Source organism: Yoonia sp. (assembly GCF_036770585.1).
In the GTDB taxonomy this organism is placed as follows: domain Bacteria; phylum Pseudomonadota; class Alphaproteobacteria; order Rhodobacterales; family Rhodobacteraceae; genus Yoonia.
Window position 1 is genome coordinate 1 of the sequence record NZ_DAIPIW010000020.1, and the last position, 12870, is coordinate 12870.

A 12870-nucleotide genomic window follows, 5' to 3' on the forward strand; every position below is an offset into this window, starting at 1 on the left:
GCACCTGCGGCAGATCGACCGCACCATCCGCCTGCTGGCCATTCTCGACCACCGCGATCAGTGTCCGCCCCACCGCCAGTCCCGACCCGTTCAGCGTATGCAGGAATTGCGGCTTGCCGCCCTCGGCCGGTTTGTAGCGCGCGTTCATGCGCCGGGCCTGATAATCGCCGCAGACCGAGACCGAGCTGATCTCGCGGTAGGTGTTCTGCCCGGGCAGCCAGACCTCGATATCGTGGGTCTTGGTGGCACCGGCGCCCATATCGCCCGCGCAAAGCACGACCGTGCGGTAAGGCAGGTCCAGCTTTTCAAGGATGCCTTCGGCGCAACGGGTCATGCGGGCATGTTCGGCCTCGCTGTCCTCGGGGCGGGTGACGCTGACCATCTCGACCTTTTCGAACTGGTGCTGGCGCAGGATGCCGGATGTGTCACGGCCCGCGCTGCCTGCTTCCGAGCGGAAGCACTGGGTATGCGCGACATAACGGCGGGGCAGGTCGCTTTCCTCGATCGTCAGGCCGTTGACGATGTTGGTCAGGGTGACCTCGGCGGTGGGGATCAGCCACCAGCCGTTGGTGGTCTGATAGCTGTCCTCGCCGAATTTCGGCAATTGCCCGGTGCCATACATCATGTCCTCGCGCACCAGCACGGGGGTGATGGTCTCGGTCAGGCCGTTTTCCGCGACATGTGTGTCCAGCATGAACTGCGCCAGCGCGCGGTGCAGGCGCGCCACGGCGCCCGAGAGCAGGACAAAGCGGCTGCCCGAAAGTTTCGCGGCAGTCTCGAAGTCCATGCCCGGACGGATCGCGGGGATGTCGAAGTGTTCGACCGGATCGAAATCGAAGGTGCGCGGGGTGCCCCAACGCTTGATTTCGACGTTGTCGTTTTCGTCCGCACCATCAGGAACCGAGTCCTGCGGCAGGTTGGGCAAGCCCATCAGCAGGTCGGCAAGCTTTGCGTCTTCGGCCTTGGCTTCATCGTTCAGGGCGGCGATCTCGGCCTTCTTGTCGGCCATCAGGCGGCGCAGGCTGTCGAATGCGGCGTCATCCCCGCGCGCCTTGGCGGCGCCGACCTCTTTGGCGGCCTTGTTCGCCTCGGCCTGTGCGGTCTCGGCGGCAAGGATCTTGGCGCGGCGCGCCTCGTCTATGGCAAGGATGTCCGACGATACCGGCGCCATCCCACGACGAGACAGCGCGGCATCGAATGCAGCCGGATTGTCACGGATGGTGCGGATATCGTGCATGGTATCGGTCCTTTTGTGCGCCTTGCGTGGCGGTGATATGCCTGATTGTGGTGGGTAAGTGAACTGACAATCCTGCGTCGAAAGTGAAGTTGTTGGGCAACAAGCCGGTATGGATTTCCGTCAGCCTGCCATTTTGCCTTGCGAGGATGCGGGTCAAGCCCGACGATCTTTGCATTCTCAGATTGAAAGGACTTATGCCATACTACGTTTGGTAACCACGACTGCACTTGTTTGCGTCTCGGCGACGTTTGCCGGTGCGCAAGAACTTTCCTATGCCGATGTCTCGCTCAGTTATGATAAACTGACCGCCGATGCGGATGAACTGACGGAGCTGAACTTGTCGGGTTCCGTCGAAGGGACTTTCGGCCAGTTTTATATCGGCGCCGACTTGTCATCCTCGAGCTTCGATGAGGGCGGGGCGGACAACCTGACGCTTGTCAACTTCTCGTTGAGCGCCGGCTACTTCATCGTGCCGGACGCGCTGATCGGCGTCTCTGTCACCGGCATCAGTCTTTCTGATGGGTCCGACACAGAGAGCATCAACGGCTTCGACGTCTTTGCCCAATACGATACCGGCCAATTCGGCGTGGCAGCTTCATACGCCCGTCCGGACTCTGACTTTGAGGATTTCAGTATCACTCGACTTGCCGCTGAAGCGGACGTCATGTCGGGCGTTACGGTCGGCGGGATCGTAGAGACCTAAAATGAAAGCGGCTTTGATGACACGTTTTATTTCATGAGCGGGCAATACGCTGCAGGCGCGATTACCGGTCGGGGCTACTTCTTTGGGATTTCCGACGCGGATGGCACCATTTTCGGCGCGAATGGGTCCTATGATTTCGGCAGTGGAATCTCGGCTTTCTTGGCAGTCGAAAGCGCGACGGAAGAAGTGTTCGGCGGTGACTACAGTGCCCTGACCGCGGGTGCGGGATATGAATTCGCACCCGGCGTTTCCGTTGAAGGCAGCATCGGTCGTCTGTCACTTGGCCCGACTGGCGAGGTGGACACGCTGTAGCTGGAGATCAGCTATGAAATGGGCAGCCGGACAAGGCTGGACAAGCGCATCCTGCACGAGGCGCGCGACGATCTGGGCTACGGTTACCTGGGGATTTTCCCGTCCTACTTTGGCGGCTTGCTCCCGTTGGGGTTCTGATCCCTGCCACGAATTCCCGACATGAGGCCCCGCAGATTGCGGGGCCTTTTTGTTGTGCCGGGCGAGGTGCCGGAATGATTACCAGCGGCCCGTGATTGTCAAACCGGACCGCACCCCCTACATCGCAGACAGGCTGACGGATTGCTGCCTAAGCCCGGTTGCCAATCCGGTGACCCGGACATAATGTGCCGCGACTTTGCGAAGGCTGCGGCGCCGACCAGACAAGGGATGGAAAATGAGACCTGAAGACCTGATAATGCTCCTGTTGATCTTCGTGATCATGTATTTCCTGCTGATCCGTCCGCAGCAGAAGAAGGTGAAAGAGCATACAGCGATGCTGGCGGCCCTGCGCCGTGGCGATCAGGTGGTCACGCAGGGCGGTGTTGTCGGCAAGATCGTCAAGGTCAAGGACGACGCAAATGAGGTCGAGGTCGAGATCGCCGAAGGCGTCAAGGTCCGCGTGGTCAAATCCACCATCGCCACCGTCATGAACAAGACCGAACCGGCGAAATCCTGATTTCTGCCGGCAAGAGGCGCAGCAAATGCTGAATATCTCGTTTCCCAAACTCGTGATGATCTGGCTGACGGTAGCTTTGGGTCTGCTCTTTGCCCTGCCCAATGCATTCTATACGCGGGTCGAGACGCGCAATGACGCGGTCTCGCTGATCGAAACCGGTCAGTCGAATGCCCAGATTGCCGCCGATGCAGCGCTTTGGCCAAACTTCCTGCCGTCCAATCTGGTCAATCTCGGGCTTGATTTGCGGGGCGGGGCGCATTTGCTGGTCGAGGTGCAGGTCGAGGATGTGCATGCCTCTTTCCTTGAAGGCTTCTGGCCCTCGGTGCGCGACGCGCTTGCGCTGGAACGCGATACCGTCGGGTTCGTCACCCGCGAGGACAGTCCGGCGACCGAGTTGCGCGTGCGCATTTCCGAAGCCGCAGGCGCGACGCAAGCCTTCCAGATCGTGCGCGGGCTGGCGCAGCCTGTCGCCTCATTCACCGGTGCGGCGGCCACGAACATCGACGTGCGCATCGACGGCACATTGCTGACGATCACGCTGTCGGACGCGGAAATGGCCGCGATGGACGAACGCACGATCATGCAGACGCTGGAAATCATCCGCCGCCGTATCGACGAGGTCGGCACGCGTGAGCCGACGATCCAGCGGCAGGGGTCGGACCGTATCCTTGTGCAGGTGCCCGGTGTGGGGTCGGCGAGCGAGATCATCGAGCTTTTGGGCACGACCGCGCAACTGACCTTCAATCCGGTCGTGGGTCGCACCGCCGACGCCGATGCCTCGCCCGGGACCGGGAACATCCTGTTGCCGTCGATCGACCAACCGGGGGTCTATTTCATTCTGGAACGTCGTCCGGTGGTCACGGGCGAGGATTTGCAGAACGCGCAACTCGACTTCGACGAAAACGGTCGCCCTGCCGTGGCCTTCCGGTTCAATACCTCGGCCGCGCGCAGGTTCGGCGACTATACGCTTGAAAATATCGGCAATCCTTTCGCCATCGTCCTCGACCAAGAGGTGATCTCGGCCCCGACCATCCAGAGCCATATCCCCGGCGGGTCTGGGATCATCACGGGGAATTTCTCGGTCGAGGAAGCGACGAACCTTGCGGTGCTGTTGCGCGCGGGGGCCTTGCCTGCGGAACTGGAATTCCTCGAGGAACGCACCATCGGGCCGGAACTGGGGGCCGACAGTATCGCGGCGGGCCAGATCGCCTGTATCGTGGCAGGCATCGGGATCCTGATCTACATGGCGCTGAGTTACGGGCTTTTCGGCATCTTCGCCAATATCGCGCTGATCATCAACGTCGGGCTGATCTTCGGCCTGCTCAGCGTCGTGGGGGCCACCCTGACCTTGCCGGGCATCGCGGGGATCGTGCTGACCATCGGGATGGCCGTCGATGCCAACGTCATCGTGTTCGAGCGTATCCGCGAGGAACTGAAAACCGCGAAAGGTCCGGCGCGGGCGATTGAACTGGGCTATGAAAAGGCGCTCTCGTCGATCATCGACGCGAATTTCACGACATTCATGACCGCGGTCATTCTCTTCATCATCGGGACGGGTCCGGTCAGCGGTTTTGCGGTGACGCTGGGCTTCGGCATCATCACATCGGTCTTTACGGCGCTTTTCGTGACGCGGTCTCTGATTTCCATCTGGTTCGCGCGCCGCCGCCCCAAGACTATCGAGGTTTGACATGCGTCTGAGACTTGTCCGCGACGACACCTCCATCGACTTTTTCAGCCGGGCGCGCATCTGGCTGGGGATTTCCATGATCGCCATGGTCATTGCCTTTGCGTCCTTCCTGATCCAGGGTCTGAACTACGGGATCGACTTTCAGGGCGGCACCAGCATCCGCACCCAGTCCGAGCAGCCGGTGAACGTGGCCGCCTATCGCGCCGCACTCGAACCATTGGGCCTGGGGGACGTGTCAATCGCCGAGGTTTTCGATCCGACCTTCGACGACAACCAGTTCGTCGCCATGGTGCGCGTGCAGGCGCAGGAAGGGGATGAACGGATCGCTTCCGAGACCATCGAAGACATCCAGACCGCCTTGCGGACGGTTGACCCCACGATGATTTTCCCATCGGTCGAATCCGTCGGCCCCAAGGTCTCGGGCGAGCTGATCCAGACGGCGATCATCGCGGTCACTTTGGCGGTGATCGCCATCCTGCTTTACATCTGGCTGCGGTTTGAATGGCAGTTCGCTGTCGGCGCGGTCTTGGCGCTTTGCCATGACGTGATCCTGACCATCGGGATTTTCTCGGAATTGCAGATCAAATTCGATCTGGCGATCATCGCGGCCCTGCTGACCATCGTCGGTTATTCGATCAACGACACCGTGATCGTCTTTGACCGCGTCCGCGAGAACCTGCGCAAATACAAGCAGAAAGAGCTGAGAGAGGTGCTGAACCTGTCGATCAACGAAACGCTGAGCCGGACGTTGATGACCTCGGGCACCACGCTGCTTGCGCTGATCGCCCTGTTCGTGCTGGGTGGCGACGTGATCCGCGGTTTCGTCTTTGCGATGATCTGGGGTGTGGTGATCGGAACCTATTCGTCGATCTTCGTGGCAACGGCGATTTTGCTGTTTCTCGGCGTCAAGCGCGACTGGTCCAAGAAAGACCCCAGCGCGGGCACACGTTACGGCCACATCGACACGTAAGGGGGCGGCATGCGCCTGAACGAGATCAGATATAACGACGCGGTGCCGATCGACAGCTATGGGCCGGGCTTTTTCCGCGTCGGCGGCAAGCGGCACGATAGCGCCGTGCTGGTGCTGCCCTCGGGGGTCAGTGTCTGGGGCGGTTTCTCGGATACCGCCACGCTTCTTTCGGCTGTCGCGGATATCGACGTCCTGTTCGTCGGGACCGGCGCCGAGATCGCCCATCCGCCGAAGGATTTCCGCGAAGCGCTGGAAGAGGCGGGGATCGGGGTGGAAACCATGGCCTCGCCTGCGGCCTGCCGGACCTACAATGTCCTGCTGTCCGAGGGCCGCCGCGTTGCGGTCGCACTCTTGCCGGTCTGATGCTGCGCGTCACGGACCTGTCCTGCGCCCGAGGCGGCGTGCCGGTTCTCGAAAACCTGCACTTCGCGGTTCCGGCGGGGCAGGCGCTGATCCTGCGCGGGCCGAACGGGGTCGGCAAGACGACGCTGCTGCGGACACTGGCAGGATTGCAGCCGCCTATCGCGGGCAGCATCGCTTACCCCGAGGATCAGGGCGCCTATGCCAGCCACGCCGACGGGATCAAGACCGCACTGACCGTGACCGAAAACCTGAAATTCTGGGCCGATGTCTATGGCGCGGCGATGCCGGATGACGTGTTGGCGACATTCGATCTGGCCGATCTGAAGGACCGGCTTGGGGGCACCCTTTCGGCGGGGCAGACGCGCAGGCTGGGGCTGGCGCGGCTGGGGGTGATCGGGCGCAAGGTCCTGTTTCTGGACGAACCGACGGTCTCGCTTGACGGGTTCTCGGTCCGGCTTTTTGCGGATTGGTTGCAGAACAGGCATCTGGCAGGCGGCGGCGTTGCGGTGATCGCGACCCATATCGATCTTGGCCTCGCCGCCCCGGAACTGGACCTGACCCCCTACAAGGCCGCCGCGGATGCAGGCGGCGGGTCTGACGAGGCCTTTCTGTGATCGCGCTTTTGTGGCGGGACATGCGGCTGGCGGTCCGTGCGGGCGGGGGCTTTGGCCTTGGGCTGGCCTTTTTCCTGATCGTCGTGGTGCTGGTGCCTTTCGGCGTCGGGCCGGATAGCGTGGTGCTGTCGCGGATCGCGCCGGGGGTGCTTTGGGTGGCGTCCTTGCTGGCGGCGCTGCTGTCGCTTGACCGGATCTTCGCGCTGGATCACGAGGATGGGTCGCTGGCGCTGCTGGCCACCTCGCCCCTGCCGCTGGAGGGGGTGGCGATGATCAAGGCGCTTGCCCATTGGATCACCACGGGGCTGCCGCTGACCATCGCCGCGCCGGTGCTGGGTTTCATGCTGAGCCTTGCGCCCGAGGCATTCTTTTACCTGCTGGTCTCGCTTCTGATCGGGACGCCCGCGCTGTCGATGATCGGCACTTTCGGGGCGGCCTTGACGGTGGGGTTGCGGCGCGGCGGCCTTTTGCTGTCACTGCTGGTGCTGCCGCTTTATGTGCCGACGCTGATCTTCGGGGCCGAGGCCGTGCGGCGCGGGGCAGAGGGGCTGGACCCTTCCGGTGCGTTGATGCTGATGGGCGGGATCACTGCGGGGTGTTTCGCCCTTTTGCCCTTTGCGACTGCGGCGGTATTGCGCATCAACTTGCGCTGAACGGGGATTGTTGTGACCGATGTGCGAGACTAGATAACGGCCATGTCGATGTGGGAATACGCCAACCCCAAGAAGTTCATGGGCTGGACACGGCCGGTGCTGCCGTGGGCCTTTGGGCTGTCCATCGCGACCATCGCGGTGGGGCTGGTCTGGGGCTTCTTCTTTACGCCTGACGACTTTCGCCAGGGGTCTACCGTCAAGATCATCTACCTGCATGTGCCTGCGGCGCTGATGGCGATCAACGCCTGGATCGTGATGCTGGTGGCATCATTGATCTGGGTGATCCGGCGGCACCATGTCTCGGCCCTTGCGGCGCGGGCGGCGGCGCCGGTGGGTATGGTGATGACGCTGATCGCGCTTTTCACGGGCGGCATCTGGGGCCAGCCGATGTGGGGCACCTATTGGGCATGGGACCCGCGCCTGACATCGTTCCTGATCCTGTTTTTGTTCTATCTCGGCTATATCGCCCTGTGGGAGGCGATCGAGGATCCCGACACCGCCGCCGACCTGACGTCGGTGCTTTGCATGGTGGGGTCGGTCTTTGCGATCCTGTCGCGTTATGCGGTCTATTTCTGGAACCAAGGCCTGCATCAGGGGTCCTCGGTGATGCGCGCCGCTGCCATCGCCGGCGATACGCAAGACCGGGTCAGCAACGTCTACGCCATCCCGCTGTTTGTCTGCATGGCCGGCTTCGCGCTTTTGTTCTTGGCGCTTGTGCTGATGCGCACCCGCACCGAAATCCGCGCGCGCCGTATCCGCGCACTTGAAGCGAGGGCGCAGCGTGCCTGATCTGGGAGCCTACGCAACCGAGGTGCTGGCGGCCTATGCTGTCAGTCTTGCCCTGCTGGCAGCGATCATCTGGGCAAGCTGGCGGCGGTACGTGAAGGTGCGCGCAGCACTGGAGAAGGTCGAACGCAATGGCTAAGATCTCGCCCCTGATGATCCTGCCGCCGGTGATCTTTGCCGCCTTCGCGGGGCTGGCGATCGGCGGCATGATGCGGGATAATCCCGATGAGCTGCCGTCGACATTTGTCGGCAATCCCGCACCAGCGGTGCCGGTCGAGGCGGTGCAGGGCACGGTGCAACTGACCGACGATGATCTGCGGGCCGGTGACATCACCATCGTGAACTTCTGGGCGAGCTGGTGCCCGCCCTGCCGCGCCGAGCATCCCAATCTGCTGGACCTCGAGGCACAGGGTTACCGCATCGCCGGCGTGAATTTCCGCGACCAGCAGGCGCAGGCGTCGCAGTATCTGATTGACTACGACGACCCGTTCTTTGCCACAGGCTTTGATCTGCGCGGCCGCGTCGCCATCGACTGGGGTGTGACCGCTCCGCCGGAGACGTTCATCGTGGATGGGGATGGCACGGTGCTGTTCCGGTTCGTCGGGCCGCTGGTGGGGTCGGATTATGAGCAACGGTTCCTGCCGGAATTGGCGAAGGCGATGGAGTAAGGCGCGTCGGTGAGAGTCCACCGACGCACCTTGGCATTTGACACCTTAGGCAAGGCAGCGCGGAATTCCCCCCGATGGGGCATCGGTTTCAGGTCGGGGCGCCCGCAGGAAAGACGATACGCGTTGCAGGTTTTGTGCCGTGCTCAACTGCGGGGACCGTTTGATGTAATAGGCCCCCCAAGCGGCGCTGTTGGTTCTGACCCAGTCCAATTTCTGGTTATTGGCGTCGAAGCCGCGGAAGCTGGCGCCGGTATCTTCGGCGGCATAGCCCGCAATCAGCGCGGGCTGTTGCGTGGCGCGCACAAGATAATCGATTGCCGTGTGGATCGTCTTGCCCCCTGATGAATAGCTGTAGAGGTCGACGCCCTGTCCTGCGGCAAGCTCTGCGGTCAGGACCAGCGAGGCGATGGCCTTGTTGGTGTAGTGCACGGCACTTCCGCCACGACCGCTGTCGTTTGGCAGACTGCCATCGGATCGCATCGCGCGGATCGCGCCTTGGTAGATGCGCGTTGCGCGACGGATATAGGCGTCATCCTCGGCGATGATGCCATAGGCCATGGCGAGGCTTGCCCAGAGATAACCCTTGTTGTCGACCGACCAGCGGGACATCCACACGTTATTGCCCGTCCGGTCGACAAGCCGCTTCATCCAGCTTTCGATCACGACCTGTTCCTCGGCCGAAAAGATGTCGCGGTGCTCGCCATATGCGATGGCGACGGGCACCATTGTGTGAGTTGTGAAATAGACCGTCGCCGGACCTGAATCGGGCCCGACGTCCCAGTTGCGCGGCCACTGCATGGCGTTGGATTGTGCCCACGACAGAATGGCGACCCTCAGACGGTCCTTTGCCGCGTCCGACTGAAAGGCTGCCGCACCAAGGCGTCCGATGGCATCGGCATATCCATCCAGCGCATCCGACATGGGATCGGAAGTTGCACCGTAATATTCCTCTTTCGGATCGACCACCAACCAAGGGGCCGGGACCGAGCGCAAGTTGACCTGACAATTCCCGAGGCCGTTGAAGGACAGCAAGGCGACTGCCGGTGCGGAAGCGTTTCGCGTCACTTCGGCGCTAGATGTCGTGGTTTGGCATCCGGCCAGCGTGACTGTGGCTGCAAGGGCGAGGGCTGTAATCGGTTTCACTGTCCGTTCCTCTTTACGGTGATTGGTCGGCCCAGTTCAGGCTATTATCATGGCCATAATTTGACGGGCAAGTGCCGCAAGGCGCGGTGCCTTGGCCAGAAGGGACTTGGTTGCGCGTGCCAGTCAAGAAAAAAGCCCGGGACGCTTTGCCCGGGCTTTCGTGTTTTCCGACTTTGGCGCTTACGCCGCCTTCGCCAAATTCCGCAGCACGTAGTGCAGAACGCCGCCGTTCTGGATGTATTCGATCTCGACCGCGGTATCGATGCGGCACCTCAGGGTGACCTCTTTCACGGAACCGTCGCCCATCTCGATCCTGGCGGTCACCTCTTGCAGCGGCTTGACGTCTTCCAGCCCTTCGATGGTGACGGTTTCATCGCCCGTCAGGCCCAGCGTCTTGCGGGTGTCATTGCCGGTGAACTCGAAGGGGATCACGCCCATCCCGACAAGGTTGGACCGGTGGATGCGTTCAAAGTTCTCGGCGATCACGGCCTTCACGCCCAGAAGCGCCGTGCCCTTGGCCGCCCAGTCACGCGATGACCCCGCGCCATATTGTTCGCCACCGAAGACGACCAGCGGGGTGCCCATGGCCTGATGCGCCATCGAGGCCTCGAAGATCGAGGTCTGATTGCCATCGGGGCCTTTGGTATAGCCGCCTTCGACGCCATCCAGCATCTCGTTCTTGATGCGGATGTTGGCGAAGGTGCCGCGCATCATCACCTCGTGGTTGCCGCGCCGCGACCCGTAAGAGTTGAACTCGCGCACGGGCACCTGACGGTCAAGCAGATACTTGCCGGCGGGGGTGGTGTCCTTGAAGGATCCGGCGGGGGAAATGTGGTCGGTGGTGACCATATCGCCCAGCACCGCCAGCACCTTGGCGCCCACGACATCCTTGATCGATCCGGCCTCCTTGCCCATGCCCTGGAAATAGGGCGGGTTCTGGACATAGGTCGAGGCCGCAGGCCAGTCGTAGGTCTCGCCGGTCGAGGTTTCGACCGCCTGCCACTTTTCGTCGCCCTTGAAGACGTCGGCGTATTTCTTGATGAAGGCCTCGCGGGTGACGGTCTTTTCCACCAATGCGTTGATCTCGGCCGAGGTGGGCCAGATGTCCTTGAGGTAGACGGGGTTGCCGTCCTTGTCGTGGCCCAATGGATCGTTGGTCAGATCAATGTTCATGTCACCGGCCAGCGCATAGGCCACGACCAGTGGCGGCGAGGCAAGGTAGTTGGCGCGCACGTCGGGCGAGATGCGGCCCTCGAAGTTGCGGTTGCCTGACAGAACCGAGGTGGCGATCAGGTCGCCCTCGGCAATCGCCTCGGACAATTCCTTCTGGATCGGGCCCGAATTGCCGATGCAGGTGGTGCAGCCGTAGCCCACAAGGTTGAAGCCGATGGCGTCGAGGTCTTCCTGCAGGCCCGCAGCCTCGAGGTATTCCGACACAACCTGCGATCCCGGGGCCAGCGAGGTCTTGACCCATGGCTTGCGGTTCAGGCCCAGCGCACGCGCCTTGCGGGCGACCAGACCGGCACCGATCATCACGTAGGGGTTCGAGGTATTGGTGCACGAGGTGATCGAGGCGATCACAACCGACCCGTCGCGCAGCTTGTAGTCTTCACCCTTCACCGCCTGATACTTGCGCGGGTCTGCGGGTTCGGTCGGGGCGGGGCCTTCGGCGGCCATTTCATCGGCGGCCTTGCTGCTATCCACACCGCGATATTCGCTGACGACATCGAGGAAGGACGCGGCGGCCATGTTCAGCGGGGTATAGTCCTGCGGACGCTTCGGGCCCGAGATCGCAGGCACGATCGTGCCCATGTCCAGATGCAGCGTGTCGGTATAGATCGGCGCATACCCCGCGTCGCGCCAGAAGCCGTTTTCCTTGGCGTAGGCTTCGACCAGCGCGATGCGGTCCTCGTCGCGGCCGGTGTTGCGCAGGTAGCGCAGGGTCTCGTTGTCGATCGGGAAGAAGCCGCAGGTCGCGCCATATTCGGGCGCCATATTGGCGATGGTCGCGCGGTCGGCCAGGGGCAGACGGTCCAGACCTTCGCCGTAGAATTCGACGAATTTGCCGACAACGCCCAGCTTGCGCAGCATCTCGACCACTTTCAACACAAGGTCGGTCCCTGTCGTGCCTTCGACCATCTGGCCGGTCAGCTCGAAGCCGACGACTTCGGGGATCAGCATGGACACCGGCTGGCCGAGCATGGCCGCCTCGGCCTCGATCCCGCCGACGCCCCAGCCGAGAACGGCCAGACCGTTGACCATGGTGGTGTGGCTGTCGGTGCCGACAAGCGTGTCCGGGTAGGCAACGGTGTCGCCGTTCTGGTCGGTGTCGGTCCAGACGGTCTGGGCAAGGTATTCGAGGTTCACCTGATGGCAGATACCGGTCCCGGGGGGCACGACGCGGAAGTTGTTGAAGGCACCCTGACCCCATTTGAGGAACTGGTAGCGTTCCATGTTGCGTTCATACTCGCGGTCCACGTTCATCTGGAAGGCGCGGGGGTTGCCGAATTCGTCGATCATGACCGAGTGGTCGATGACAAGATCGACAGGGTTCAGCGGGTTGATCTGCTGGGCGTCGCCACCCAAGGCGACGATGCCGTCGCGCATGGCGGCAAGGTCGACCACGGCCGGCACGCCGGTGAAGTCCTGCATCAGCACGCGGGCAGGGCGGTAGGCGATCTCGCGGGGGTTCCGGCCACCCTTCTCGGCCCATTCCGAAAATGCCTTGATATCATCGACGGAGACCGAAAAGCCGCCGTCCTCGAACCGCAGCAGGTTTTCAAGCACCACCTTCAGCGCGGCGGGCAGCTTCGAGAAATCGCCCAGGCCCGCAGCCTCGGCCGCCGGGATGGAATAATAGGCGACGGATTGGTCGCCGACGGTCAGCGTCTTGCGTGTCTTGGCGGTATCCTTGCCGACGGTAATTGGCATGTTGTTCCCTTTCTTGGCTGTCTTCTGGGGCGGATCGGCGGGACGGCACTGTCACGCGAACCTTCCGAATCTTGCTGGTTTCCCGAAATGTATACCATTGCACACAATGCAGTTCAACTCTGATCCTTGCTGAAACAATGCGCTGCCC

14 protein-coding genes are annotated in these 12870 nt (G+C 62.2%); 11 read left to right on the forward strand and 3 right to left on the reverse strand.

Annotated features, from left to right (window positions below):
* A partial coding sequence (serS, locus tag V7N12_RS05500) for a serine--tRNA ligase (protein ID WP_333713256.1) occupies nt 1-1237 on the reverse strand: 1237 nt, incomplete at its 3' end.
* 109 nt (nt 1238-1346) lie between these two features.
* Here serS and V7N12_RS05505 point away from each other — a divergent pair.
* From V7N12_RS05505 to V7N12_RS05555, 11 genes are all read left to right on the forward strand, one after another.
* A complete protein-coding gene (locus V7N12_RS05505; protein ID WP_333713258.1) occupies nt 1347-1940 on the forward strand; it encodes a hypothetical protein in 594 nt (197 codons plus the stop codon).
* Between the two features lie 33 nt (nt 1941-1973).
* Nucleotides 1974-2252, forward strand: coding sequence for a hypothetical protein (locus tag V7N12_RS05510; RefSeq protein ID WP_333713259.1), 279 nt, complete (start codon nt 1974-1976; stop codon nt 2250-2252).
* Nucleotides 2253-2625: 373 nt separating this feature from the next.
* Nucleotides 2626-2907 (forward strand): preprotein translocase subunit YajC, encoded by a 282-nt coding sequence (gene yajC, locus V7N12_RS05515; RefSeq protein WP_333713260.1) that lies wholly within the window; start codon nt 2626-2628, stop codon nt 2905-2907.
* A 25-nt stretch (nt 2908-2932) separates the two neighbouring features.
* A complete protein-coding gene (gene secD, locus V7N12_RS05520; protein ID WP_333713262.1) occupies nt 2933-4594 on the forward strand; it encodes a protein translocase subunit SecD in 1662 nt (553 codons plus the stop codon).
* Between the two features lies 1 nt (nt 4595).
* Nucleotides 4596-5564 (forward strand): protein translocase subunit SecF, encoded by a 969-nt coding sequence (gene secF, locus V7N12_RS05525; protein WP_333713263.1) that lies wholly within the window; start codon nt 4596-4598, stop codon nt 5562-5564.
* Nucleotides 5565-5573: 9 nt separating this feature from the next.
* Nucleotides 5574-5927, forward strand: coding sequence for an Mth938-like domain-containing protein (locus V7N12_RS05530; protein WP_333713264.1), 354 nt, complete (start codon nt 5574-5576; stop codon nt 5925-5927).
* Nucleotides 5927-6541 carry a heme ABC exporter ATP-binding protein CcmA gene (gene ccmA, locus V7N12_RS05535; protein ID WP_333713266.1) on the forward strand — a complete coding sequence of 205 codons (615 nt, stop codon included), beginning with the start codon at nt 5927-5929 and terminating at the stop codon, nt 6539-6541. Before V7N12_RS05530 ends, ccmA begins: the two co-directional genes overlap by 1 nt.
* Nucleotides 6538-7194 (forward strand): heme exporter protein CcmB, encoded by a 657-nt coding sequence (gene ccmB / locus V7N12_RS05540; protein ID WP_333713267.1) that lies wholly within the window; start codon nt 6538-6540, stop codon nt 7192-7194. Before ccmA ends, ccmB begins: the two co-directional genes overlap by 4 nt.
* Nucleotides 7195-7236: 42 nt before the next feature.
* The gene (ccmC, locus tag V7N12_RS05545) at nt 7237-7983 is read left to right on the forward strand and encodes a heme ABC transporter permease CcmC (RefSeq protein WP_333713269.1); all 747 of its coding nucleotides are present in this window, start codon (nt 7237-7239) and stop codon (nt 7981-7983) included.
* Nucleotides 7976-8119 (forward strand): heme exporter protein CcmD, encoded by a 144-nt coding sequence (gene ccmD / locus V7N12_RS05550; RefSeq protein ID WP_333713270.1) that lies wholly within the window; start codon nt 7976-7978, stop codon nt 8117-8119. The genes ccmC and ccmD overlap by 8 nt, the downstream gene beginning before the upstream one ends.
* Nucleotides 8112-8648, forward strand: coding sequence for a DsbE family thiol:disulfide interchange protein (locus V7N12_RS05555; RefSeq protein ID WP_333713271.1), 537 nt, complete (start codon nt 8112-8114; stop codon nt 8646-8648). The genes ccmD and V7N12_RS05555 overlap by 8 nt, the downstream gene beginning before the upstream one ends.
* 45 nt (nt 8649-8693) lie before the next feature.
* Here V7N12_RS05555 and V7N12_RS05560 read toward each other — a convergent pair whose 3' ends face one another.
* On the reverse strand, nt 8694-9791 hold the full coding sequence (locus V7N12_RS05560) for an alginate lyase family protein (protein ID WP_333713272.1): 1098 nt from the start codon (nt 9789-9791) through the stop codon (nt 8694-8696).
* A 180-nt stretch (nt 9792-9971) separates the two neighbouring features.
* A complete protein-coding gene (gene acnA, locus V7N12_RS05565; RefSeq protein ID WP_333713273.1) occupies nt 9972-12722 on the reverse strand; it encodes an aconitate hydratase AcnA in 2751 nt (916 codons plus the stop codon).
* Nucleotides 12723-12870 lie beyond the last annotated feature (148 nt).